Origin of the sequence: Streptomyces uncialis (assembly GCF_036250755.1) — a bacterium.
GTDB lineage: Bacteria > Actinomycetota > Actinomycetes > Streptomycetales > Streptomycetaceae > Streptomyces > Streptomyces uncialis.
In genome coordinates this window covers 1,309,907-1,334,949 of the sequence record NZ_CP109583.1, presented here as the reverse complement: position 1 = coordinate 1,334,949, position 25,043 = coordinate 1,309,907, and the positions used below count along the sequence as shown (strand labels likewise).

Annotated in this window: 23 protein-coding genes; 11 read left to right on the top strand and 12 right to left on the bottom strand. The window is 74.4% G+C overall.

From position 1 onward, the window contains the following. The first annotated feature begins 68 nt into the window (after positions 1-68). From OG711_RS05230 to OG711_RS05205, 6 genes are all read left to right on the top strand, one after another. On the top strand, positions 69-1,454 hold the full coding sequence (locus OG711_RS05230; protein WP_329563628.1) for an FAD-dependent oxidoreductase: 1,386 nt from the start codon (positions 69-71) through the stop codon (positions 1,452-1,454). Next, a complete protein-coding gene (locus OG711_RS05225; protein WP_329558545.1) occupies positions 1,451-2,824 on the top strand; it encodes an NAD(P)/FAD-dependent oxidoreductase in 1,374 nt (457 codons plus the stop codon). Before OG711_RS05230 ends, OG711_RS05225 begins: the two co-directional genes overlap by 4 nt. A gap of 96 nt (positions 2,825-2,920) precedes the next feature. Further along, positions 2,921-4,849, top strand: coding sequence for an ABC transporter ATP-binding protein (locus tag OG711_RS05220; RefSeq protein ID WP_178391010.1), 1,929 nt, complete (start codon positions 2,921-2,923; stop codon positions 4,847-4,849). 463 nt (positions 4,850-5,312) lie between these two features. Beyond that, positions 5,313-5,765, top strand: a complete 453-nt coding sequence (locus OG711_RS05215) for a hypothetical protein (protein ID WP_073786856.1) — start codon at positions 5,313-5,315, stop codon at positions 5,763-5,765. Between the two features lie 628 nt (positions 5,766-6,393). After that, positions 6,394-7,155, top strand: a complete 762-nt coding sequence (locus OG711_RS05210) for a DsbA family protein (RefSeq protein WP_329563626.1) — start codon at positions 6,394-6,396, stop codon at positions 7,153-7,155. Next, positions 7,152-8,150: a cytochrome c biogenesis protein CcdA gene (locus OG711_RS05205; RefSeq protein WP_329558544.1), complete on the top strand. Its 999-nt coding sequence runs from the start codon at positions 7,152-7,154 to the stop codon at positions 8,148-8,150. Before OG711_RS05210 ends, OG711_RS05205 begins: the two co-directional genes overlap by 4 nt. 143 nt (positions 8,151-8,293) lie before the next feature. On the opposite strand, the gene OG711_RS05200 is transcribed toward OG711_RS05205, so the two are convergent. Together OG711_RS05200 and OG711_RS05195 are read right to left on the bottom strand one after the other, a co-directional pair. Then, positions 8,294-9,406, bottom strand: coding sequence for a class I SAM-dependent methyltransferase (locus OG711_RS05200; RefSeq protein WP_329558543.1), 1,113 nt, complete (start codon positions 9,404-9,406; stop codon positions 8,294-8,296). Then, positions 9,403-10,371, bottom strand: coding sequence for a saccharopine dehydrogenase family protein (locus OG711_RS05195; RefSeq protein WP_329558542.1), 969 nt, complete (start codon positions 10,369-10,371; stop codon positions 9,403-9,405). Before OG711_RS05195 ends, OG711_RS05200 begins: the two co-directional genes overlap by 4 nt. Before the next feature lie 299 nt (positions 10,372-10,670). Here OG711_RS05195 and OG711_RS05190 point away from each other — a divergent pair, with 299 nt between their 5' ends. Then, a complete protein-coding gene (locus tag OG711_RS05190) occupies positions 10,671-11,378 on the top strand; it encodes a TetR/AcrR family transcriptional regulator (RefSeq protein ID WP_329558541.1) in 708 nt (235 codons plus the stop codon). 126 nt (positions 11,379-11,504) lie between these two features. On the opposite strand, the gene aac(3) is transcribed toward OG711_RS05190, so the two are convergent. From aac(3) to OG711_RS05170, 4 genes are all read right to left on the bottom strand, one after another. Next, positions 11,505-12,353, bottom strand: a complete 849-nt coding sequence (aac(3), locus tag OG711_RS05185; RefSeq protein WP_329558540.1) for an aminoglycoside 3-N-acetyltransferase — start codon at positions 12,351-12,353, stop codon at positions 11,505-11,507. A 122-nt stretch (positions 12,354-12,475) separates the two neighbouring features. Then, entirely contained in the window at positions 12,476-13,456 is a 981-nt protein-coding gene (locus OG711_RS05180) for an alpha/beta fold hydrolase (protein WP_329558539.1), read from the bottom strand. A gap of 316 nt (positions 13,457-13,772) precedes the next feature. Beyond that, positions 13,773-14,420, bottom strand: a complete 648-nt coding sequence (locus OG711_RS05175) for a response regulator transcription factor (RefSeq protein ID WP_329558538.1) — start codon at positions 14,418-14,420, stop codon at positions 13,773-13,775. After that, complete coding sequence (locus OG711_RS05170) at positions 14,417-15,553, bottom strand: sensor histidine kinase (protein ID WP_073786844.1); 1,137 nt, start codon at positions 15,551-15,553, stop codon at positions 14,417-14,419. The genes OG711_RS05175 and OG711_RS05170 overlap by 4 nt, the downstream gene beginning before the upstream one ends. Positions 15,554-15,955: 402 nt before the next feature. Here OG711_RS05170 and OG711_RS05165 point away from each other — a divergent pair, with 402 nt between their 5' ends. The 4 genes from OG711_RS05165 to OG711_RS05150 all read left to right on the top strand — a co-directional run bounded on the left by OG711_RS05165 (position 15,956) and on the right by OG711_RS05150 (position 19,000). Beyond that, on the top strand, positions 15,956-16,891 hold the full coding sequence (locus tag OG711_RS05165; protein WP_329558537.1) for an ATP-binding cassette domain-containing protein: 936 nt from the start codon (positions 15,956-15,958) through the stop codon (positions 16,889-16,891). After that, positions 16,888-17,736 (top strand): ABC transporter permease, encoded by an 849-nt coding sequence (locus OG711_RS05160; protein WP_329558536.1) that lies wholly within the window; start codon positions 16,888-16,890, stop codon positions 17,734-17,736. The genes OG711_RS05165 and OG711_RS05160 overlap by 4 nt, the downstream gene beginning before the upstream one ends. A 402-nt stretch (positions 17,737-18,138) precedes the next feature. Then, positions 18,139-18,579 (top strand): helix-turn-helix transcriptional regulator, encoded by a 441-nt coding sequence (locus OG711_RS05155; protein ID WP_329558535.1) that lies wholly within the window; start codon positions 18,139-18,141, stop codon positions 18,577-18,579. A 10-nt stretch (positions 18,580-18,589) separates the two neighbouring features. Beyond that, the gene (locus tag OG711_RS05150; protein WP_329558534.1) at positions 18,590-19,000 is read left to right on the top strand and encodes a VOC family protein; all 411 of its coding nucleotides are present in this window, start codon (positions 18,590-18,592) and stop codon (positions 18,998-19,000) included. A 63-nt stretch (positions 19,001-19,063) separates the two neighbouring features. Here the strand turns inward: OG711_RS05150 and OG711_RS05145 are convergent, their stop codons facing one another. The 6 genes from OG711_RS05145 to OG711_RS05120 all read right to left on the bottom strand — a co-directional run bounded on the left by OG711_RS05145 (position 19,064) and on the right by OG711_RS05120 (position 24,949). Next, positions 19,064-19,711: an MSMEG_1061 family FMN-dependent PPOX-type flavoprotein gene (locus OG711_RS05145; protein WP_329558533.1), complete on the bottom strand. Its 648-nt coding sequence runs from the start codon at positions 19,709-19,711 to the stop codon at positions 19,064-19,066. Positions 19,712-19,857: 146 nt separating this feature from the next. Further along, positions 19,858-20,820 carry an ABC transporter ATP-binding protein gene (locus OG711_RS05140; RefSeq protein WP_079184531.1) on the bottom strand — a complete coding sequence of 321 codons (963 nt, stop codon included), beginning with the start codon at positions 20,818-20,820 and terminating at the stop codon, positions 19,858-19,860. Then, entirely contained in the window at positions 20,817-21,872 is a 1,056-nt protein-coding gene (locus OG711_RS05135) for a FecCD family ABC transporter permease (RefSeq protein ID WP_329558532.1), read from the bottom strand. Before OG711_RS05135 ends, OG711_RS05140 begins: the two co-directional genes overlap by 4 nt. Beyond that, positions 21,869-22,912, bottom strand: coding sequence for a FecCD family ABC transporter permease (locus OG711_RS05130; RefSeq protein WP_073786833.1), 1,044 nt, complete (start codon positions 22,910-22,912; stop codon positions 21,869-21,871). Before OG711_RS05130 ends, OG711_RS05135 begins: the two co-directional genes overlap by 4 nt. Then, a complete protein-coding gene (locus OG711_RS05125; RefSeq protein WP_329558531.1) occupies positions 22,909-23,982 on the bottom strand; it encodes an iron-siderophore ABC transporter substrate-binding protein in 1,074 nt (357 codons plus the stop codon). The genes OG711_RS05130 and OG711_RS05125 overlap by 4 nt, the downstream gene beginning before the upstream one ends. Before the next feature lie 244 nt (positions 23,983-24,226). Then, a complete protein-coding gene (locus OG711_RS05120) occupies positions 24,227-24,949 on the bottom strand; it encodes a helix-turn-helix domain-containing protein (protein ID WP_329563624.1) in 723 nt (240 codons plus the stop codon). Between the last annotated feature and the right edge of the window lie 94 nt (positions 24,950-25,043).

The following is a 25,043-nucleotide window of genomic DNA, read 5'->3' as shown; positions in this document are numbered from 1 at the left end:
CCGCCGTACCGTCGGCCACGTACGGCGCCGTCACCCGCGGCGGTGACCTACCGGCGGCCGTCTACGACATCACGGTCGTCGGCGCCGGGGTCGTCGGCAGTGCCGTCGCCCGTGAGCTGGCCCGGTACCCGGCCCTGCGGACCGCGCTGGTCGACGCCCGCGACGACGTGGGGGACGGCACCTCCAAGGCCAACACCGCGATCCTGCACACCGGTTTCGACGCCGTCCCGGGCTCGCTGGAGTCCCGCCTCGTACGGGACGGATCACGGCTGCTCGCCGCGTACGCCGCCGACTGCGGCATCCCCCTCGAACGGGTGGGCGCGCTCCTCGTCGCCTGGGACGAGGAGCAACTCGCGGCCCTCCCGGCACTCGCCGCGAAGGCCCGGCGCAACGGATACGACGACACCGTCCTCCTCGACGCCGCCGAAGTACGCGCCCGCGAACCCCGTCTGGGGCCCGGCGCGCTGGGAGCCCTCGCCGTCCCCGGCGAAAGCGTCGTCTGCCCCTGGAGCACCACCCTCGCCTACGCCACCCAGGCCGTGCGCGCCGGAACCGACCTCCATCTGAACTGCCGGGTGGCCCGGGTGGACCAGGTGACCGGGGCCGCCGGGCACCATGTCCTGACCACGGACCGGGGCACCCTGCGTACCCGCTGGCTGGTGAACGCCGCCGGGCTGCGCGCCGACGAGTTCGATCTGCTGCTCGGTCACCGGGACTTCACGGTCCGCCCGCGCCGGGGCCAGCTCCTCGTTCTCGACACCCCGGCCCGCGATCTCGTCCGCCACATCCTGCTGCCGGTGCCCACCGCCCTCGGCAAGGGTGTCCTCGTCACCCCGACCGTGCACGGCAACGTCCTGGTCGGCCCCACCGCCGAGGATCTCGACGGGCCGGACGCCAAGGACGACACGGCGACGACCGCCGAAGGGCTGGAGGGGCTGCGGGCCCAGGGCGCCCGGATCGTGCCCGCGCTCCTCGGCGCGGAGGTCACCGCCGCGTACGCGGGGCTGCGCGCCGCCACCGGACACGAGGACTACCGGGTCCGCGCCCACCCCGCCCAGCGGTACGTCACCCTCGGCGGTGTCCGCTCCACCGGGCTCAGCGCCTCCCTGGCCCTCGCCGCCCACACCCTGGACCTGCTCACCGGCGCGGGACTCGATCCCGGCCCGTCCGCCGCGCTGCCGCCGATCCGGGTGCCGGACCTCGGCCGCACGGCCGAACGCCCCTGCGTCCGGGCCGACCTGATCGCGCGCGACCCCGCGTACGGCACGCTCGTCTGCCACTGCGAACGGGTGTCCCTGGGCGAGATCCGGGACGCGCTCGACTCCACCGTCCCGCCCGTCACCCCGGACGGTCTGCGCCGCCGCACCCGGGCCCGCGGCGGCCGATGTCAGGGCTCCCACTGCGGAGCCGCCGTCCGCGACCTGCTCCGGCGGGCGGGAGGAACCCCCACATGAACACATCCAGCACCAGCACCGACACGAACGACAGCACCAGTGACAGCCCCAGCGGCAGATCCGGCGGAACCGGCGGCACCCACCGTGACGTCGATGTCCTCGTCGTCGGAGCCGGGCCCGCCGGGCTCGCCGCAGCCGCGCGTCTCGCCGCGCTCGGCGCGGGCCGGGTCGAGATCCTGGAACGCGAACGCGAACCGGGCGGTGTACCGCGCCACTGCTTCCACCGGGGCTTCGGCACCGGCGCCGAGAGCGTCGACGGACCCGCCTACGTCGGGCGCTGGACCGCCGCCGCCGAACGCGCCGGAGTCCGGCTGCGCACCGGGGTCACCGCCCTCGGCTGGACGGGCCCGCTGACCCTCGCCACCACCGGACCCGACGGGCCCGCCGAGGTGAGCGCGCGGGCCGTCGTCCTCGCCACCGGCGCGCGTGAACGGCCGCGCGCCGCCCGGCTCGTGCCCGGGACACGGCCCGCCGGGGTGTTCACCACCGGCGAGTTGCAGCAGTCCGTGTACCTGTACCGGCAGGACGTGGGACGGCGGGCCGTCGTCGTGGGCGCCGAACAGGTCTCGTACCACGCCGTGGACACCCTGCGCCGCGCCGGCGTCGCACCCGTCGCCATGGTCACGGAGTACGAGCGCCACCAGGCGTCCCCGGCGCACGCCACGGCCGCCCGGCTGCGGTACGGGGTCCCGCTGCTGACCCGTACCACCGTCACCGCCCTCGTCGGCCACGGACGGCTCGCCGGCGTCCGGCTGCGGCACTCCGACGGCCGCACCACCACCCTCGCCTGCGACACCGCCGTCTTCACCGGTGACTTCGTCCCCGAACACGAACTCGCCCGCGACGGCGGCCTCGTACTGGACCCGGGCACCCTTGGACCCGCCGTCGACATGTCCTTCCGGACCACCCGCGACGGGGTCTTCGCCGTGGGAAGCCTGCTGCACGCCGCCGAACCCGCCGGGACCGCGGCCCGGGAGGGCGTGCTCGCCGCCGTACCGGTCCTCGCCCATCTCGCGGCCGTCCCCGGCACGCACCGGGCTGCCCCGGTGCCCGTCCGGGTCGACGCCCCGCTGCGCTGGATCGCCCCGAACCTCCTCGCCACCGCCACGGCACGGCAGCCGTTCGTGCTGCGCACGGCGCGGTTCCTCGACCGGCCGGTGCTCCAAGTGGCCCAGGACGGCCGCGTACTGCACCACGAGCGGCTGCGGGGGACCGCGGTGCCCAACCGCACCGTCGGGATGTCCGCCGCCTGGGTACGGGACGTCGACCCGGACGGCGGACCGGTCCGGATCACGGTGCTCGGCACGACCGGCGGGACCCCGACCCCGACCGAACCCCCCGCCGCGGACGGGGGAACGGACACTCCCTGACCGCCGACCCCTCTCCTACGGAGGGAACTTGGCGTCGAATTCCGGGCCAGGGCTTGACCTCAGCATTGCTTGAGGTTCTACCGTCAGGGCATGGACATGGAGACGACAGCGTGGAGCCAGCTCAACGGACTGCTCCACGCGCAGGACCGCCGCCCCTTCAACCGCGCCACCCTCGGCCGTATCGCCACCTTCGCCCGCCCCCACCGCACCCGGATCATCCGCTTCCTCCTGCTCAGCGTCGTCACCGCGTTCCTCGCCGTGGCCACCCCGCTGCTCGCCGGACGCGTCGTCGACGCGATCGTGTCGAACGGGCCGCCGGGCACCGTGGTCCGGCTCGCCCTGCTGATCGCCCTGATCGCCGTCGCCGAGGCGGGACTCGGACTGATGGAGCGGCGGCTGTCCTCGACCCTCGGCGAGAACCTGATCCTCGATCTGCGGCGGGCCGTCTTCGACCATGTCCAGCGGATGCCCGTCGCCTTCTTCACCCGCACCCGCACCGGCGCCCTCGTCAGCCGCCTCAACAACGACGTCATCGGCGCCCAGCGCGCCTTCAGCAGCACGCTGGCCGGGGTCGTCGGCCATGTCGTCACCCTGGTGCTCACCCTCGCCGTGATGATCACCCTGTCGTGGCAGATCACCCTCCTCGCGCTGCTGCTGCTCCCCGTGTTCGTCCTCCCCGCCCGCCGCATGGGCGCCCGGATGGCCGGACTCCAGCGCGAGGCGACCCAGCTCAACGCCGCCATGGCCACCCGGATGACCGAGCGCTTCTCGGCCCCCGGCGCCACCCTCGTCAAGCTCTTCGGACGGCCCGAGCAGGAGTCGGCCGAGTTCTCCGCCCGCGCCCAGCGGGTCCGCGACATCGGGGTGCGGACCGCGATGTCCCAGTACACCTTCATGACCGCGCTGACCCTGGTCTCCGCCCTCGCACTCGCCCTGGTCTACGGACTCGGCGGCTGGTTCGCGCTGAACGGCACCCTGGAGCCCGGCGCCGTCGTCGCCCTCGCCCTGCTGCTCACCCGGCTGTACGCCCCGCTCACCGCCCTGGCCGGCGCCCGGGTCGAGGTGATGAGCGCACTCGTCAGCTTCGAGCGGGTCTTCGAGGTCCTCGACCTGAAGCCGCTGATCGAGGAACGCCCCGACGCCGATGAGGTCCCCGAGGGGCCGGTCGCCGTCGAGTTCACCGATGTGCGCTTCGGCTACCCCGCCGCCGACAAGGTGTCCCTCGCCTCCCTGGAGGAGGTCGCCACCCTGGACAGCCGCGACAGCGGAGAGGTGCTGCGCGGGATGTCCTTCCGCGCCGAACCCGGCCAGACCGTCGCCCTCGTCGGCTCGTCCGGCGCCGGCAAGTCGACCGTCGCGTCCCTGCTGCCCCGCCTCTACGACGCCGACTCCGGAACGGTCCGCGTCGGCGGCACCGACGTACGGGACCTCTCCACCGAGTCGCTGCGCGCCACCGTCGGCATGGTCACCCAGGACGGCCATCTCTTCCACGAGTCTGTCCGCGCCAACCTCCTGCTCGCCCGGCCCGGCGCCACCGAGGACGAGCTGTGGGACGCCCTGCGCCGGGCCCGTCTCGACGAGCTGGTCCGGTCGCTGCCCGAGGAGCTCGACACCGTCGTCGGCGAGCGCGGCTACCGGCTGTCCGGCGGCGAGCGCCAGCGGATGACCATCGCCCGGTTGCTGCTGGCCCGCCAGCGCGTGGTGATCCTCGACGAGGCGACCGCCCACCTCGACAACACCTCCGAGGCGGCCGTCCAGGCGGCCCTCGACGAGGCCCTCGCCGACCGCACCGCCGTGGTCATCGCCCACCGGCTGTCCACGGTCCGCGGCGCCGACCAGATCCTCGTGGTGGAGGACGGCCGGATCGTCGAACGCGGCACCCACGAGACCCTGCTCGCCCTCGACGGCCGCTACGCGCAGCTCTACCGCACCCAGTTCGCCGACAGCCGCGAGGAGCGCGCCTACGACCGGGTGCTGCCCGCCGTACGGACCCTGGGCGGCGACCGGACGAAGGAGCTGACGTGACGGCTGCCCGCCGCACCGGTCCGACGGACCGCCCTCCGGATTCCTCCGGACGGCGGTCCGTCCGCCGTTGTGCGCCACTTCACCCGGCGGTACCGGCCGCGCCACCCGCACCGCCCCGCGTACGGGACCTCGCGGCGACCCGTACCGGCCTCGGACGGGGCCGACCAGCATGATCTATCGTGGGCGTGGCCTCCCGGCCGGCCCGCTGTCCACCCGGACGGCGACCGGGCGAAGGAACCGACGTGACGGCTGCCCGCGAACCGGTCGGACCCGGTGAACGCGCGGGGCAGGGCGAGCGGCGAACACAGCGGGCAGGACGCGCGCCACGGGCCGTCGGACGGGCGCGACCCACGGACAGGCCCCCTGACCGGTATGAACAGGCACGAACAGGTACACGTACGGCACGGACAGGTACACGTACAGGCGCGGACAAGCGCGGACGAACGGCGGCGGAGGAATCGGTATGGAGCGGGTGAGGACTCCGCGGGCCACGGTCGGCGCCGTGCTCGCGCTGCTCCTCCTGCTGACCACCTGGCTGTGCTCCCTCGCCCGCGCCGACGGCACGGTCACCATGCCGGTCCCGGCCCATGACACCGCGTCCCCGACCCGCGCCGCGGGCCTCGTCCCCGGACCGGCCCCGGCCCGTACCGCCCTTCCGTCCGGCCCCGTCGCCGTCGGCGCTCCCGCCACGGCGTCCGGCACGGTCTCCGACCTCACCCGCCCCTGCGGCAAGCAGTCCGTACCCGAACCGCCCTCGTCGACCCGTGTCCCGCTGCCGCCCCCGGCGCTCCCGTCCTCCCTGGCCCTTCCGGCGGACCTGGTACGGGTACCGCACCTCGGTACGGGCGGCGGCGACCGTTTCTCCGGACTCGCGCCACCGATACCGCTGTCGGTGCTCTCCGTGCTGAGGGTGTAGGCCGCGACCGACCGGGCCCGGCGGCCGTCCGCCGAGTACCGCCCCGGTGCGCGCCCGCCGCCGACCCCGTGTCAGCTCCCGTCGCCGCACGCCGTACCCCAGGGTCCTGACGCCCGCACGCGCGGTGCGGAACCCGGCGCACGCCGTTCCCGGACGCCCCGAGCGACGGCGCACGGTCCGGCGCGCCGCTCGCCCGCGTTCCCTTCGCGCACCCTGTGCGCCCCTCACGCCGTACGCACCGATCCAAGAGGTACCCATGCCGTCCCAGACCCCTGACCCGACCGGCCCGTCCCCCGAACCGACGGGCACGCCGACCGATCCCACAGCCCCGGCCGCCCAGGACAAGACTGATTCCACGGACAAGGCCGCCCCCGCCGACACCCCGGCCGACACCCCCGACGGCCCCCCGGCTCCGCCCGCCCCGCTCACCCCGGCCGGCCCCGCGCCCACCGACAAGGCGGCCTCCGGCAAGGCCACCCCCGAGCCGACAAGCCTCGACCCGGTAACCCCCGGTCAGGCCACCCCCGCTCAGACCACCCCCGACACGGCCTCCGGCACCGCCCCGCGCTCCTCTCTCCCCGTACCCCCGGACGCGACCCGGCGGCGCAAGGCCGCGGCCTTCCTCGTCCTGGCGCTGGGTCTCGGCACCGCCGCCTTCGCGCTCAGCCTCGGCGGTGAGGAGTCCGACCGGGACCGTAGCGGCGCCCGGTCCGCGCCCTCCGCCCCGGCCGCCGCCGGGTCCGTCGAACCGGTGGAACCGGACCCGCGGAACACCGAACTCCTCGGTCTCGCACGGCGGGACGCGGACGACCGGCTGGCGATCGGCCGGGTCGACGCGCCGGTCGTCATGATCGAGTACTCGGACTTCCAGTGCCCCTTCTGCCGCGAGTTCGCACGCGGCACCGAACCCGGACTCATCAGCCGGTACGTGGACAAGGGGCTGCTGCGCATCGAATGGCGCAACTTCCCGCTCTTCGGCGAGGAGTCCGAGCGCGCGGCCCGGGCCACCTGGGCCGCCGGACAGCAAGGGAAGTTCTGGGAGTTCCACGACACGGCCTTCGGCGAGGAACGCCCCCGCAACCAGGGCGCCTACGCCCGGGGCAAGGTGATCGCCATGGCGAAGGAGGCGGGCGTCCCCGACGCGGCCCGCTTCGCCAGGGACCTCGACTCGCCCGGGGCGAAGCGGGCCGTGGAGCGCGACAAGGAGGAGGGATACGCCCTCGGTGTCTCCAGCACACCCGCGTTCCTGGTCAACGACATCCCGGTACTGGGCGCCCAGCCCGCCGAGTCCTTCGAGCAGGCCGTCGAGAAGGCGCTCGACGCGGCACGCGCCGCCGCGGGGCCGACGCCCTCCGGCGCCACCACGGAGCGGGAGTCGACCGGGCGATGAACGGGATCACGCACACGGCCGCCTTCCTCGGCGGTCTTCTCGCCCTGCTGAGCCCGTGCAGCGCGCTGCTGCTCCCCGCCTTCTTCGCGTACTCCTTCACCACCCGCACCCGGCTCGTCGTCCGCACCGCGCTGTTCTACGCGGGGCTCTGCGCGACGCTCGTCCCGCTGGGCGTCGCCGGGTCCTTCGCGAGCAGACTGTTCTACGGACACCGCGACACGCTCGTCGCCGTCGGCGGCTGGACGGTCATCGCCCTCGGCGCCGCGCAGATCCTCGGGCTCGGCTTCGGCGCCCGCAGGCTCCAGCGGGTGGCGGGGGAGCAGCGTTCGGGCTCGGCGCTGTCGGTGGTGGTCCTGGGCGCGGTGTACGGGCTGGCCGGGTTCTGCGCGGGCCCGATCCTCGGCGGCATCCTGACCGTCGCGGCGATCGGCGGCAGCCCGCTGCACGGCGGTCTGCTGCTGGCCGTGTACGCCCTGGGCATGGCGCTGCCGCTGTTCGTCCTGGCGCTGCTGTGGGACCGCTTCGACCTCGGCCGCAAGCGCTGGCTGCGCGGTCGGCCCCTGGTGGCCGGTCCGTTCACCGTGCACTCGACGTCCCTGGCCGGCGGGGTGTTCTTCATCGCGCTGGGCACCCTCTTCCTGCTGTTCGACGGGACGTCGGCCCTGCCGTCGCTGCTGGGGACGGGGACCGAGGTCGCGCTGGAGGGCCAGGTCTCCCGGATCGGTGGCGCGGTGTCGGACCGGACCCTGCTGTTCGGGGTGTCGGCGGTGGCCGTGGTGACGGCGCTGATGCTGTTCCTCCGGCCGGGGGCGGGCGGCTCCCGTACCCGTTCCGGCGACCCGGGCGCGGCGGATGCCCCGGGGTCGGCGGGCGTCCCGGACCTCGCGGGTGTGCCGGTTCCGACGGATGCCCCGGACCCGGCGGGGGCGTCCGGCCCGGCCGGTACGCCGGGGACCGGCACGTCGTCGGAGCCTGTCGGACGGGCGGTGCCGTAGGGCGTCCGGTCGGCGCTCGGTCGGCGTCCGGCGACCCACTCGGCCCGGGGTCCGGACGGGTCGTGAGGGGACCTGACCCGGGTCGTCCTGGCCGTCTGCTTCAGGACCGGGACGACCCGGACGGCCAGGACCCCCATGACGGTTCACGCACGGGGAGCCGTACCGCCCACCCGCGCGAGAACCAACAGGTAGGGGACGTCCCACACCAGGCGGCCGTCGGTGGCCGTGTTGTGCTCGGCGAACAGGGACGACAGCGCGGCCCGTGCCGCCGTCCACCGGCCCGCCGCCTCCAGGGCGGCCCGGTGCGCGCGCAGCGGGCCGGGCTTGTTCTCGAAGACACGGACGGCCGCCGCGACGGAGGGGTAGGCGACCCGGACACCGCACACCCGGGTACGAACGGTCACCGACAGCGGGGCGAACCAGGGGCGGACGTGCTCGGGGTCGCCCCAGCGGGTGGGGACCGGACCGGACGGGGGCGCCGGGAGCCGGCGGGTGACGGTGGGCGCGATACGGCCCATCACACCGTCAGGGGTCCAGGACGCGACCGCCACCAGCCCGCCGGGACGGCAGACCCGGACCAGTTCGGCGGCGCAGCCGACCGGGTCCGGTGCGAACATCACCCCGAAGGTGGACACCACCACGTCGAAGCTGTCCGTCGCGAACGGCAACGCCGTCGCGTCCCCCGCCACGAAGCGGGTCCGGCCGCCGAGCCCGGTGTCCCGGGCCCGGTCCCCGGCGAGCCGCAGCAGCCCCGGTTCGCGGTCCAGCCCGACAGCGGTGGCGCCCGCGCGCGCGGCGGCCAGCGCGGCGGGGCCGGAGCCGGTGCCCACGTCGAGGACCCGCGACCCCGTCACCCCGGCTCCCGCTCGGTGCGCCCAGGCGTCGGCCGCCGACCCGGTGCCCGCGCCCGGCGGTCCGGCGTCGGCTGTCCCGCGACCCGTACCCGTTGCGCAGGCATCCGCTGTCCCCGTACCGGCGGCCTCTGTTCGCGCCGCCCTCGCACCGGCGGTACCCGTACCAGCGGTCCTCCTGCCGGCCGCCCCCGTTCCCACGGCCCCCGGTACGACCGACTCCGCGAGGGCCACCGCCATGACGTCGTCCGCCGCGTGTGCCCAGGCGTCGCCCGCGTCGGTGTACGCGCGCGGGCCGCCGTCCCGCCAGTGCGGATGCGTGGGTCCGGTACCTTGCCCGGTCCCGGTCCGAGGGCCGGTGCCGTCCCGGTGGTGCGCGGCCGTGCCGCGCGGGTCGGCGGTCAACGGATGTCCCCGGGCAGCAGCCGCCGGACGGTGAGCCCGGCACCGGTCAGCGCTTCGGGCAGCTTCGCGAACACCGGCAGTTCCTCGATGTGGTGGACGCCCGGGGGAACGGCGCCGCTGAGCACCTCCCGGGCCGCGTGGGCGGCCATCAGCGCGGTGAACCGGCTCTGTTCCCGGCCGGTGGCGGCCCACGCGGCATGTCTGCCGCCCCGGTGGGCGTCGGCGCGCACCACGAACCGGTCACCCCCCAGGCGCACCCGGCGGAATGCCTCCGTGAGCAGCCGTCGCGGTCCCGCCCGGCGGACGGCGCGCAGCGCCCCGGTGCGGCGCAGGGCGAACAGCAGCGCGGTGAGCGCCCGGGAATCGAGGGACAGCCGGGTGGTCACCTCCGCCACCCCGAGGGTCCGCGCCAGCGTGTGCTGGTCGGAGAACGGGAACGGGTACGCGGTCCTGGTCCCGTGGCCGGGCAGGTAGATCCGCAGGGGGCGGGCGGCGGTCGGCGCGGCGAGCCCGTCCACGGTCCAGCGCACGGCGTCGGCGCCGTGCCGTTCGCCCGACCCGAGCAGCACCGTGAGGTCGATCCGGTCCGCCCCGCCGACCTCCTCGTGGGCGCGGCGCGCGAGGAGGTTCGTCAGCCCCGGCGCGACCCCCACACTGAGGACGGCCGCCGCGCCCGAGCCGACCGCGATGTCCCGCAGCGCGGTGACACCGTCGAGGAGCCGCCGGGTGGCACCGATGTCGACCAGCCCCGCACCGCGTTCCAGACACACCCGCGCGATGCCCTGGTCCGGGGGCTCGACGCACAGCACCACCAGCGTCACATCGCCGAGTTCGTCCAGGACGGCGCCGAACCCCGCCGGGTCGCCCACGTCGACCCGGACCCCGCCGTGCCGCTCCGCCTTTGCCGCATCCCGTCCGCCGGGCACCACCCGGCCGGGGAACCAGTCGCGGAGCGTGCTGGTCACCGTCGCCCCGACCGCTCCGTAGCCGCCGGGAACCAGAATTCGCCCGGCCGGACCACCGGGATTCGCTGTAGTCATACTCCAGTGAAACACACTGTAGTGTCACTACAGCGAAAGGCGGGGTCCGGGCATCCATCCCGGCCCCCAGGGCCACCCACCCCGGCCCCGCAGGGCCACCCACTCCTGGCTCCGGGGCCACCCACCCCAGGTCACCGCACCGCGACCGGGCCCCGCCCCGTCCCGCGCCACCCGCCCGGCCCCGGGCGCACGCCGACGTGACCGCAGGCCCGAGGGAGACACCGATGACCGCACCGCTCACCCGCGCGGAGAAGACCCGCCGCACCCGGCGGCGCATGCTCGACGCCGCCGCCCGGCTCTTCGTCGAGCGCGGCTGGACGGGCGCCACCGTCGAGGACATCGCCCGCGCCGCCGAAGTGGGCGTGCAGACCGTGTACTTCACCTTCGGCACCAAACGCGCTCTGCTGGGGGAGGTGCTCGACACCGCGATCGCCGGGGACGCCGACCCGGCCGCCACCCTCGACCGCCCCTGGGCCCGCGAGGTCGTCGCCGAACCCGACCCGGCCGCTCAGCTCGCCCGGCAGGCCGCCGGGGCCCGCCGGGTGCTGGAACGGGCCGCGCCCGTCCTGGAGGTGGTCCGCACGGCGGCCACGGCCGAGCCGGAACTCGCCGCGCTGTGGCGGATCAATCTGGAGCAACGGCACACCGTACAGCTCCACTTCGCGCACGCCCTGACCGCCAAGGCGGCCGAGACGGCCCTGACCGCAGAGACGGCCAAGACGGCCGAGACCGGCAAGCCCACCGAGGCCGGTACGCCCGACGAGCCCGGCGGCCCGCTGCGCGACGGCCATGACGCCCGGTCCGCCGCCGACATCATGTTCACGGTCCTCGGCCCGGAGACCTACGGGCTGCTGGTCACCACCCAGGGCTGGTCCCCCGACCGCTGGGAGCACTGGGCCGCAGACCTCCTCACCCGCCAGCTCCTGCCCTGACCCGAGGACGGACCCTGACCCGAGGACGGACCCGGAGTCGGAGCTGGAGCCGGACCCGGGGGACGGGGCCGGGTGCCTACGCCGGGCCCCGGAGCGGTGGCCTCCGGCGGAACGCCCCGCGCCCGGCTACCCGTTCAGCTTCTCCTCGATCCACGAGACCCCGAAGTCCACCACCTCGGCGGCCTCGAACAAGAAGCTCCGCGCCGCGCCCACCCGCCCCTCGCGGCCGATCCCCGCGGCCAGCATGTCCCGCGCGATGACCTCGAACGGCTCCGCGTCCTCGGGAACCGCGGGGGAGTAGTCGAACGCGCCCTCCTCCGAGTCGATGTCGTGGAAGCGGCGCCACACACGCTCGCCGCCGGCCAGCACCGGCTGTTCGTACTCCACGAACCGCTTGCCCGGGGCCTTCGCCAGCGCCTCGGAGTGGTGCAGCAGTGTCATGGTGTCCAGGGGCGCGCCCAGCAGGAGCACCCGTCCGCCGTGCGCGGCGAGCCGGGCCAGCGGACTGCCCGGGCCGTGCGGGCCGTCCCACGGGTGGTCGGCCGTCAGCTCCGACGCCCGCGCGCCCAGCGCGGCGAAGCTCGCGTCGGGATGCCTGCTGCGGACGGCCCCCGGCCAGCGGCGCAACGCCTCCGGCAGCCGGCCGTTGTTGTGGTCGGCCTCGCTCAGCACGGGGTCGTAGGCGGGCTGTCCGGCGCGCAGGGCGTCCTGCCACTCCTGCGGCCAGGTCACGAAGTCGTAGGGCGGCGCGTCGTTCCAGCCGCAGGTCACCATCAGGGTGCCCCGGGCGCCCACCACGTCCAGCAGGGCACTGATCACGGTGGGCGGTCCACCGGCCACGTAGCCGATCGCCGACATCCTGGTATGGAACATCACGGTGTCCCCGGCACCGAGTCCGAGCGCGGTCAGGTCCTGGGCGATCCGCCGCCGGGTGACCGGACCGCCGGACCTTTCGAGCAGGGTGGTCTCATCCATGATCGTGAACCTATCGCCGGTCCCGGCCGCGGCGGCAAGCGGTTTTCGTCCCGGTGGCGGCACTCCCTGGCCGGAACCCGCCCGCGCCCCGGCCCGTGGCTCACCCGGCCTCCGGGCCCCGCTCACCCGGGCAGCGCGGCCAGCCAGTCGGTGAGCAGCCGGTTGACCTCGGCGGGCCGCTCCTGCTGGACCCAGTGGCCGCAGCCGTCGAGGACGGTGGACGAGAGCAGACCGGGCAGCGTCGTGGGGAACGCCGCGACCGCCTCGGCCGACCACACCAGGGAGGCGTCGAGGCCACCGCCGATGAAGAGGGACGGCTGGGTGACCGGGGCGCCGTCGAGGTCCGCGAGATCCTCCCAGTCCCGGTCCATGTTCCGGTACCGCGTGAGGGCCCCGCGCATCCCGGTCCGCTCGAACTCCGCCGCGTAGACGTCGAGTTCGGCGTCGCTGAGCCAGCCGGGCAGCGGCCCGGCGGGGAACCGCTCGCGCATCGTCCCGCCACGCCGCACGAAGTGCGGGTCGGGGGCGCCGGGCCCCGGCATCGTGCCGCCGGACAGCGCCGCGTAGAGACCGGCGAGCCAGCCGCGCACATCGGGCTCGATCTCGGCCTCGGCGCGGCCTGGCTCCTGGAAGTAGGAGACGTAGAACTCGTCCGCCCCGCCCATCCCCGCGAAGACCTCACTGGGCCGCGGACCGCCACGCGGTGTGTACGGGACGCCGAGCAGCCCCACCGCGCGGAACACGTCCGGCCTGAGCAGGGCGGAGTTCGCCGCGACGGCCGACCCCCAGTCGTGCCCGACGATCACCGCGGACTCCTCGCCCAGCGCGCGCACCACCGCCGCGCTGTCCGCGACCAGCTCCCGCATCCGGTACGCGTCGGTGGCGGCCGGCCGGGAGGACCGCCCGTAGCCCCGGACGTCCATGGCGACGGCACGGTAACCTGCCGCCGCCAGCGCCGGCAGCTGATGCCGCCAGGAGTACCAGGACTCCGGGAACCCGTGCACCAGCAGCACCATCGGCCCGCTGCCCTGCTCCACCAGATGCGTCCGCCCCGCCCCCGACGGGACCAGCCGGTGGGTGACGTCCATGGCCTGCCGCGACATGAATCCTCCAGGACCCTCGCTCCTCCGGACGCCCGTGCCGGACGCCCGCTCTCCCGATCATCGGCGGAACCCCGCCCCCCACGCGACAGTTGTTGCCGAACCGGCAACCCCGGTAGCCGACGCCTCACCCGCAAGGACGCATCCCGACCGCGCCAGGCCTGCCCGTCCCGTCCGGACCGTCCGACGGCAGCCGCCCACACCCCGGCCACCGCACCCGGACCCAGCTGGGAGAAACCCTGCGCGGTTCCGGGCCCACCGCGGGAACTGGGCACTCCCGGAACCCTCACCCCCAGGTGGCAGCCGTGCAGCCGTCCGCTCAGCCCCACCCCGCGTCCCGGGCGAGCAGCGCGACCTGTACCCGGTTCGACAGGCCCAACTTGGCCAGGGCGCTGCTCACATGGGCCTTCACCGTGCTCTCCCCCATGGCGAGTTCCCGCCCGATCCCGGCGTTGGGCAGACCCCGGGCGAGGGCCCGTACCACCTCCTCCTCACGGCCTGTCAGCACCGACAGCCGTTCCCGGGCGTGGACCGCGTCGGCGGACTCCAGCCCGGCGAACACGTCGATCAGCCGTTTGGTGACCCTGGGTGCGAGCATCGCGCTGCCCTCGGCGACGGTGCGGATCGCGGCGGCCAGATCACGCGGTGAGGTGTCCTTGAGGAGGAACCCGGCGGCGCCGTGGCGCAGCGCCGTGTGCACATGGTCGTCGAGGTCGAAGGTCGTCAGCATGACGACATGCGGCGGATGTGCCGCGCGACGCACCTCCTTGAGCGCGGTCAGCCCGTCCATCCCGGGCATCCGTACGTCCATCAGCACCACGTCCGGGCGGTGCCCGGCCACCGCGGCCACCGCCCCGCTCCCGTCGGCGGCCTCCCCGACCACCTCGATCCCCTCGGCCGGTCCGAGGATCATGCGCAGCCCGGCGCGTACCAGCGCCTCGTCGTCGACTATCAGGACCCGGATCATCCGTGTGTCTCCGACCGGGGCGGAGGGAGCGGCATCCGCGCGCGGACGACGAATCCGCCGTCCGCGCGGGCGCCCGCGGTGAACTCGCCGTCCAGCAGCTCGACACGCTCGCGCAGCGCGACGAGTCCCATGCCACTGCCCGGCAGCGGCTCGGCAGCGCTGTCGGCGCCGTTGCGGACCGCGATCTCCAGCCCGGTCCCGTGATAGCGGACCAGCACCTCGGTACGGGCCCCTGGGGCGTGCTTGTGCACATTGGTGAGCGCTTCGCGCACCACCCGGTAGGCCGCGTGCCCGACCAGCGGGGGCAACTGCCGCGGGGTGCCCTCGTCGCGCCGGGTGACCATGATCCCGGCGGCCCTCGACTCGTCGAGGAGTCGTGCGAGGTCCACCAGCGTCGGCGGCGGCCCGACCGCGGGCTCCTCGCCGTCCGAGCTCCGCAGCACCCCGAGCACGTCCCGGAGCTGGGCCAGTGCCTCACGGCCCGTGGTCCGGATGAGTTCCGCGCCGTCCGCCGTCGCCCGGTCCTTCGCGTTGACCTCCAGCGCCCCGGCGTGCAGCACCATCAGCGAGACCCGGTGGGCGACCACGTCGTGCATGTCCCGGGCGATCCGCGTGCGTTCGCGCACCCGGGCCCGCGCGGCGCGGGCCGCCTGCTCGCGCTCCAGCTGCGCGGCGCGTTCCCGCAGCCCCTCGACCACGTCCCGGCGGGCCAGGTTCCACAGCCCGAGTGCGAAGGGCAGCCCCACGAACAGGGCGGCCCCACCCAGCGCGGGCAGCAGATCCTCCCAGCTGACCTCCGCCCTCGCGAACGCGAGCCCGGCCGCCGTCGGCAGCAGGACGAGGACGACCGCCCCCGCCACGTACGCGATCCGGCGCGCAGGCTCCCGCACCGTGGCGGCCACGAGGTACGAGGCCGCGCACAGCGTCGTCCAGACCGACGCCACTACCCACCCCGCGCACCCCACGACCACCAGCGGCGTCACCGGCGCCGAGCGAAGCCTGGGCAGCGCCAGGACCGAGAGCGCCGAACCCGCCCCGACCGCTCCGGCCAGCACAAGCCCCCACGGGGTGGACATCCCCGGCCCCGCCCCGAGGACCGGACCGCCCTGGGCCGGGACGAACGCCCCGCCCATGAGTAGCACCGCCGACGGCCAAGGGCCGCAGCGGCCGAACCGCCCCCGTGAGCGCCCCCGGAGCGGGGTGCCCGGTCGGGGGCCGGCGGCGGTGCTGGATCGACTGGTCACCCGCCGAGCCTAAGGGCGTCGCGCGGCACAGGTCGTCCGCCGGAAGTCGCTCCCCACCCCCCACGCAAGGAGGAGACCGGCCCGCGCCCAAGTGCGGTCCCGCCATGGACTTCCCGCCGATGCGGCGGCCCGGTCCGCCCTTCCACACTCGCTGCCATGACACGGACGACAGCCATCGCGCACGACCCACGGACGGCGGTGACCACCGGTGCGTAGCCATCGACACCCGCCCCTGGCAACGCCTTTGAGCGGCCCGCTCCCGGCGGACCGGCGCCACGACGGGACGGCGACATGATCACCCTGCACGGACTCACCAAGACCTACGGCACGGTCCACGCCGTGCACGAACTGACCCTCGACGTCCACCCCGGCCGGGTGACCGGCTTCCTCGGCCCCAACGGCGCCGGGAAGTCGACCACCATGCGGATGATCCTCGGCCTCGACCGCCCGACCGCGGGCCGCGCCCTGGTCGCGGGACGCCGCTACGAGGATCTGCGCCGCCCCCTGCGGGAGGTCGGCGCCCTCCTGGACGCCAAGGCAATGCACCCGGGACGGACCGCCGCCAACCATCTGCTGGCCATGGCCCGCAGCAACGGCATCCCCCGGCGACGGGTGGACGAGGTGCTCGACGCGGTCGGACTGACGGCCGTCGCGGGACGGCGGGTCGGGCTGTTCTCCCTCGGGATGGGCCAGCGGCTGGGGGTCGCCGGGGCCCTGCTCGGCGACTCCGGAGTGCTGATCTTCGACGAACCCGTGAACGGCCTCGACCCCGACGGGGTGCGCTGGATACGCCGCACCTCCCGGTCCCTCGCCGACGAGGGCCGCACCGTTTTCCTCTCCAGCCATCTGATGAGCGAACTCCAGCAGACCGCCGACCAGGTCGTTGTCATCGGCCGGGGACGGCTGATCGCCGACACCCCGGTCCCGGAGCTGATCGGACGCAGCGCGCTGGGCACCGTCCGGGTCCGGGTCCCCGACGCGCGGGGCCGGGCGGATCTGGTGCCGATGATCACCACGGCGGGTTTCGCCGTGGAGAGCGCCGACGGCGACACGCTCGTGGTGCACGGCGCCACGGCCGGGCAGATAGGTGACCTCGCCCATCGGAGCGGGACCCGGCTGCACGAACTGCGCCTCCAGGAGCCCTCGCTCGAAGAGGCCTACATGGAACTGACCTCCGGCAGTGTCGAGTACGGCACCCCCCGGAACGCGGACGGGACTGACCGATGACACCCGAGCACGACACGACGACCACCACCACGAACGCCCGCAAGGCCCGCGAGGCGGGCCGGCGTACCGGCGGGACCGGGAGCCGCGGCGGGCTGACGGGAGCCGTCGCCGCCGAGTGGACCAAACTTTGGGGAGTGCGCTCCACCTGGGTGTGCCTGGCCGCCACGGCCGCCCTGCTGATCACCTACACGGTGATCGCGGGTGTCTCGGCCCGGTCCGCGCCGGACAGCGGCACCGCGCTGCCGACCGCGCCGCTGGACAATGTCGCCACCGGGGCGGTCTTCATGGGGCAGTTCGCGGTGCTGGCCCTCGCGGCCATGGTCATCGCGACCGAGTACGCGACCGGCGGCATCCGCACCACCCTCCAGTGGGTGCCGATCCGTCACCGCATGCTGCTGTCCAAGAGCCTGGTGCTCTTCCCGGTGCTGTTCGTGACCGGTCTGCTCCTCACCCCGCTCGCGCTGGCCGCGGCCGTCGCCTCGCTCGGCGCCGCCGCGGACCCAGTCACCGCCGGGGCGGTCGTGGGCCGGACCCTGGCGGTCGGCGGTTACCTCGGCGCGGTCGGGGTGATCGTCATCGGCATCGGCACGGCACTGCGCAGTGTCGCGGGCACGGTCACCGTGGGCTTCCTCGTGCTGCTGGTCCTGCCCATGACCCTCCAGACCCTGTCGGTGGAGTTCCTCGCGCGGACGGCCGACTATCTGCCCGGCCCGGCCGGTATGACCCTGATGGGCATCGCCGAGTCCGACGCGTACGGCACCACCGGCGCGGTCGCGCTGCTCTGCTTCTGGGCCCTGGCCGCCAACGCGGTCGGTTACGGGGTACTGCGCACCCGCGACGCCTGATCCGCCGTACGGGCCGTCCCGGGTCCCGCATCCCCCGCGGGGCCCGGGACCTCCCCCGCCGCCGGTCGGGCATACCCCCTGACCACCGACGACCGTGGGTAAGGGTAGCCTTCGCCCCCGCTGTTCGTCTCCCCTCGGCGGGCGTCGGCACAAGCGTTTTCCCTCCAGGGCCCGCCACCTCCCCGCGGCGGCCCGGAAACGTCGTCCGCCCCGCACGGAACGACACCCCGCCGAGCCCCGCCACGTACGACCTGTAGCCCCGCCACGTACGACCCGGCACCCCGCCACCTACGACCGGCGCCCCCTCCCCGTACGACCCGCGAGCCGCCGACGTCCGCGGCCCCGGCCACCGCTCACCCGTCGTACCGCCGCCCCCGGGGACCCGGTGATAGCGTCGTTCGCATGACCCCGGAAGAGCTCGCCGACCTCGCTTATCTGCGCCGTGCCCGGGATCTCATGGACCGCGAGTACGCGCGGCCGCTCGACGTGCCGACGATGGCCCGCCACGCGCTGATGTCGCCGTCGCACTTCTCGCGGCGGTTCCGGGCGGCGTACGGCGAGACCCCGTACAGCTATCTGATGACCCGCCGGATCGAGCGGGCGATGGCGCTGCTGCGCGGCGGTATGAGCGTGACCGACGCGTGCATGGCCGTCGGCTGTACCTCGCTCGGCTCGTTCAGCTCGCGGTTCACCGAGCTGGTGGGGCAGCCGCCGAGCGCGTACCGGGGGCAGGAGCACAGCGCGGTGGCGGCGATGCCCGCCTGCGTCGCGAAACTGCGCACCCGCCCGACGAAGAATCCGCCGAGCAGGATTCGAGAAGCGGGCGACGCCACCGCTGCCTAACGTGGTCGGCATGAACATCGCACTCCAGTACTGCCACATCACCGTGAACGACCCCGACGAGTCGCTCGCCTTCTACCGGGACGCGCTCGGCCTCGAAGCGCGCAACGACGTCGCCTCCGGCGGATTCCGCTGGGTCACCCTCGGCAGCCCGACCCAGCCGGATCTGGAGATCGTGCTCTCGGAACCCCACGCGGGCCGTTCCCAGGCCGACGGCGACGCCATGCAGGCCCTGCTCACCAAGGGTGTCCTGCCGAACATCGTCTTCAGCACCGACGATGTCGACGGGGCCTTCGAGCGGGTCCGGTCATCGGGCGCCGAGGTGCTCCAGGAGCCCATCGACCAGCCCTGGGGCCCGCGCGACTGCGCGTTCCGCGACCCCTCGGGCAACATGGTGCGCATCCAGCAGGCGGCCAAGGCGTAACGGGCCCGGTCCGACGGGCCGCACCGGACCCCGGTGCGGCGGGCCCGGGCGGCGCGTCCCGCGTCAGACGCTCTCCCAGGTCGTGGTGTCCCACAGTCCCGAACGGTTCAGGGACGCCGCGCAGTGCCGGTAGACCTCGTCGATCTCGATCAGGACGGCGAGGTCGGGACGCCGGCCGCGCGAGGCCATCGCGTCGAAGAACGGGGCGTCGGTCAGGACCCGGGCCCTGCCGTTGATCCGCAGGACGTCCTGGCTCCCGGGCACGAGGTAGAGCAGACCGGCGTGCGGATTGCCGAGGATGTTGTGGAGGCTGTCGCCCCGCCGGTTGCCCCGGCGCTCCGGCAGCGCCAGGGTCCCGGGGGCCACGACATGGGTGAAGCCGGGCACGTCGCCGCGCGGGGAGACATCGCAGGAGCCGTGTGCGTCGGAGGTGGCTATCAGGCAGAACGCGGAGCGGGCCAGGACATCCAGGTCGTCCGCGTCGAGCCGGGTGTGCACCTTGTCGATGACGATCGGATGCGGTTCGCCCAGGATCTCCCGCAGCTCCGCGGCCGAGCCCACCTCGGTGAACCCGGACCGGCAGTCGCTCCCGTCCGGTGAAGGGGCGCCGACGGGACACGCGGTCCCGCCCGCTCCGGCCGGGACACCGGCCGTCCCGGCGGACGGGGCCGCGTCGTGCTCGTCGGTCATGGCGGCGGTCCTGCTGGGCAAGTCGACTCCCGGTGGTGGGTGTGAGGGGTGCGCGGGCCGCGCGGGTGAGCTGGGTGGCCCCGGTGTCCGTGACCGGGGCGCCGTGGTGTGCGGCGCTCGGACCCCGGCGCCGCGTCAAGCCGTCAGGCCATCAGGCCGTCAAGCCGTCAGCCGGAGTTGTCCGCGGGCACCGGCCGATGGCCCTGCGCGGGTGCGGGTACCGGCTGATCGCCCTCGGCCGGACCGGGTACCGGCTGCTTGCCCTCGGCAGGACCGGGTACCGCCCGCTCCCGCTCCGCGCGAGCGGGCACCGGTCCCTCCCGCCCCTCCGGCCTGACGCCGTGCCGTCCGATGGGCAGCATCAGGGGCCGGCCGGAGACCGGGTCCTCGATGATGCGGCTGCGCAGACCGAACACCGCGCGGACGTTCTCCTCCGTCAGCACCTCGTCCGGTGTCCCGGCGGCGTGCAGCCGTCCCCCGGCGAGGGCGACGATGTGGTCCGCGTACCGGGCGGCGAGGTTGAGGTCGTGCAGGACCATCACGACGGTCGTGCCCCGGACGCGGTTCAGATCCGTCAGCAGGTCCAGCACCTCGACCTGGTGGCTCGCGTCGAGGAAGGTGGTGGGCTCGTCCAGCATCAGGATGTCCGTCTGCTGGGCGAGCGCCATCGCGATCCACACCCGCTGGCGCTGCCCGCCGGACAGTTCGTCCACGGAGCGGTCGGCGAGGGCCGTGGTGTCCGTCGCCTCCAGCGCCGCCGCCACGGCCGCGTCGTCCTCGGCGTTCCAGCGCGAGAACACCCGCTGATGCGGATGGCGTCCCCGGCCGACGAGGTCACCGACGGTGATCCCCTCCGGCGCGACCGGCGACTGGGGCAGCAGCCCGAGCGTGCGGGCGAGTGCCTTCGCGGGCAGCCGGTGCACCTCCTTCCCGTCCAGGACGACACGGCCCGCGCGGGGCGCCAGCAGCCGGGACATGGACCGCAGGAGCGTCGATTTGCCGCAGGCGTTCGCACCGACGATCGCCGTGATCCCGCCCGGCGGCACCGGCAGGTCCAGGGACTCCACGACGACGCGGTCGCCGTAGCCGAGGGTGAGCCCCTCGGCCGCCAGGGAGTGGGTCGTGGTCACAGGGAGCCTCCCGCGCGGTTGGTGCGGATGATCAGGTACACGAGATAGGGAGCGCCGAGCACACCGGTGACGACGCCGACCGGGAAGCGGGTGTCGAAGGCGAACTGACCGGTGAGATCGGCGACCAGCACCAGCAGCGCGCCGACCAGCGCGGCGGGCACCAGCGGCGAACCGCCGGGCCCGGTGATCCGCGCCGCGATGGGCCCGGACAGGAACGCGACGAAGGCGATCGGCCCGGCCGCCGCCGTGGCGAACGCGATCAGCCCGACCGCGGCGACGATCACCGTGATCCGGGTGCGTTCGACGCGGACCCCGAGGGCGGCGGCGGTGTCGTCCCCGAGCTGCATCGACGACAGATCGCGCGCCCGCGACAGCAGCACGGGGGCCAGCACCGCCAGCGCCGCGGCGGCGGGCACGGTCTCGTTCCACGTGGTGCCGTTGAGGCTGCCTGTCAGCCAGCGCATCGCCTCCTGGAGATCCCACTCGGCGGCCTGGGAGAGCACATACGCGATCAGGCTGTCGAGCATCGCGGCGATACCGATCCCGATGAGGATCAGCCGGGTGCCCACCACCCCGTCCTTGAAGGCCAGGGTGTAGACGAGCAGCGCCACGGCGAGGGCGGCGGCGATCGCCAGGCCCGACACCTGCGAACCCCCGAGGGACAGCGTGACGATCGCGACGGCCGCCGCCGCGCTCGCGCCCGAACTGATGCCGATGACATCGGGGCTGGCGAGCGGATTGCGGAGCATGGTCTGGAAGGTGACACCGGCCAGCCCGAAGCTCAGGCCCGCCACCACGGCGAGCACCGCCCGCGGCAGCCGCAGCCGGCCGACCGTGAACGACGCCCCCGGCACCCGCTCACCGAGCACCACCCGGATCACGTCGTCGAGCGGGTAGTACGTCCGCCCGACCATCAGGGTCACCGTGAACACGGCCGCCACGGACCCGGCCAGCACCAGGGTGACCGTGCGACGGCGAACCGCCCGGCGGGCCCGGCCGCGTGCCACGGCCGCGGTGGAGGACTGCGGTGGGGGGAGGACGACGGCGCTCACAGAGCACGCACTTTCTGCCGGCGGACGATCCAGATGAAGAACGGGGCGCCGATCAGCGCCGTCACGATGCCCACATCGACCTCGGCGGGCCGGGCGACCACCCGCCCGGCCACATCGGCCGCCGTGAGCAGTGCCGCGCCCAGCAGCGCGGAGAAGGGCAGCAGCCACCGGTGGTCCACCCCGGCGAGCAGCCGGCAGGCGTGCGGGACGACGAGACCGACGAAGGCGATCGGCCCGGCGACCGCGGTCGCCGCGCCGCACAGCACGACGGCGCCGAGCGCGGCCGTGCCCCGGGCCAGGGCGACCCGCTCGCCGAGGCCCGCCGCGAGTTCCTCACCGAGCGCCAGCGAGTTCAGCGCCTTGGCCGACACCAGACAGATCACGAACCCCACCACGAGGAACGGCAGCACCTGCCCGATACGGTCGAAGGAGGCGCCGCCCACCCCGCCGATCTGCCAGAGCCGGAAGCTCCCGGCGATGTCGTTGCGCGGCAGCACCACGGCGGTCACCAGCGAGGCGAACGCGGCCGAGGTCGCCGCCCCGGAGAGCGCCAGTTTCAGGGGGGTGGCGCCGCCCCTGCCCAGCGAACCGACGCCGTACACGAACGCGGCCGACAGCGCGGCCCCCGCCATCGCGACCCAGATGTACCCGACGGGGGAGGAGAGCCCGAAGAACGCGACCGCCGTGACCACGGCGAGCGACGCGCCCATGTTGACGCCCAGGATGCCCGGATCGGCCAGCGGATTGCGTGTCACCCCCTGCATCACGGCGCCCGCGAGACCCAGCGCCGCCCCGATCAGCACGGCGAGCACCGTGCGGGGTATCCGCTTGACGGCGGCGGCCTGCTCCAGGGTCGTGTCCGAACCGCCGAGCGCGGCCCAGACGTCGGACCAGCCGACGGCCCTGGAACCGAACGCGACGGAGGCCACCATCAGCGCGGCCAGCACGACGACCGCCGCGAGGAGCCACAGCGGCCGGGCACGCACCGGACGCCGCACCACGGCGGCGTCCGGTGTCCGACGGGCGGGGACGGTCGTCACTTGACCTTGTCCGCGGCCTTGGCGAGCGCGGCCACGTAGTCCTCCAGCACCCACGAGATCGACAGCGGCGTCGGGTTGGCCGCCGTCGCCAGCGGCGAGCTGCCGGGCAGCAGATACATCGAGCCGCGCTCGACCGCGGGGATCTTCGACAGCAGCGGGTCCTCGCGCAGCGTCTTCGTCAGCGCGCCCTTGCCGTCGCCGTAGCCGGTGATGATGTCGACGTCGTCGAACACGTCGACCTGCTCGGCGCTGCGCGTCAGCGCGAACTTGTCCGTGCCCTTCGACGCCTTGGCGACGCTGCCGGGGATCCTCAGCCCGAGGTCCTCGAAGAACAGCGTCCGGGTGTCGTGCGCGGTGTAGTAGCCGATCTTGCTGACGTCACCGGGGTCGACATGGGTCATGAACATCGCCGACTTGCCCTTGAGCTGCGGGTACTTGGCGACGGTCCGGCTGATGTCGCCCTCCAGCTCCCCGATCAGCTTCTCGCCCTCGTCGGCGAGCCCGATGGCCTTGCTGTTGCTCCGCACGATCTCCCGCCACGGGGTCGCCCACGGGGCGTCCGGGTACGCCACCACGGGGGCTATCTCGCTGAGGGTGGCGTAGTCCTGCTTCGTCAGACCGGAATAGGAGGCGAGGATGACGTCCGGGTCGGTGTCCGCGACGGCTTCGAAGTCGATGCCGTCGTTCTCGTCGAACAGGACGGGGGTCTTGGCGCCCAGCTCGTCCAGCTTCTTCTCCACCCAGGGCAGCACCCCGTCGCCGTCGTCGTCACCGAAGTCCGCCGAGGCCATGCCGACCGGGACGACGCCGAGGGCCAGCGGCACCTCGTGGTTGGCCCAGTTCACCGTGGCGACGCGCTTCGGCTTCTCCTTGAGGGTGGCCTTGCCCAGCGCGTGCTCGACCGTGAGCGGGAACGTGCCGGAGGACTTCCCGGACGACTCGGCGGACGAAGTGGAGTCCTTCTCCGCGCCGTCCTCGCCGTCGCCCCCGGCGTCGGTGGGACCGCCGCAGGCCGCGAGGGTCAGAAGTGCGGCGGCCGTGCTGAACAGCCGCAGACGGTATGAACGCATGATGGTGAGAACCCCCACTGTCCGGATGCCAGGTGCCGGTCCTCGCACGTACTGGGTCCCGGGATGCCGTCGTGGAGTGTGTGCACCGAACTGAACGCAAGCACTTAGGTAAGGCTTGCCTTTGAACTGTAGGAGAACGCCGCGCGGTGTCGCAACCAGCCCTTTTGGACAGCCGATGTAGCGATCGGGACGCCCGCCCGCGCGTACGGGGGCAAGGCACCCGCCCGTGGTCGGGGAACGCTCCTCAGAGCACCCGGAACGTGCCAGGGGTGAGCCCCGTCGTCCGCCGGAACGCCGCCCCGAAGGCGCTCGCCGACCGGTACCCGACCTCTTCGGCCACCGCCTCCACGTCCCAGCCCCGGCTCAGCAGGGCGACGGCGTGCTGAGCCCGGACCGAGGCGATCCAGCGCGCGAAGCTGGTCCCCGTCTCCGCGTTGAACGCACGGCTGATGGTCCGGCCGCTCACCCCCAGCTGTGTTGCCCAGTCCGCGAGGGTGCGCCGGTCGCCCGGATCTGCCCGCAGCGCCGCGGCGATCGGCCGCAGCAGCGCCGACGCGGGCGCCTGGACCAGCAGTTCGCGCGGCGACGGTTCGAGCACGTCGAGCACCATCGCCTCGGTGGTCGCCCGTGAGGCGGCGGAGAGCCCGGGAGCGCCGAGCCGCTCCAGCAGCAGCCGCAGCAGCGGGGTGATCTCCACGGCCACCGGCGCCGGGGAGATGGACGGTGTGGTGTGGAACCCGAAGAAGCTCGCCCGGAACCAGGTCCCCGCCACCGCCGAACCCGAGTGCAGGGTGCCCGCCGGCATCCACAGACCGAGCGCGGGAGTGATCGTCCAGACCCGCGCCCCGACCACCGCGGTCGACGCGCCGCGCCCGTTCCACAGCAGCTCGTGGAACGGATGGGAGTGCTCGCCCCAGGTGGTGTCGTGCGCGACGACCTCGTCGTACGACTGGACGGCGAACGGCATCACCACCGCCCCCGCGGCGACCACCGGCAGCGACCGCGTCTCCGGGCCCGCCACCGGGACGGCCCCGCCGGCTCCGCCACCCGCACGCGGCCCG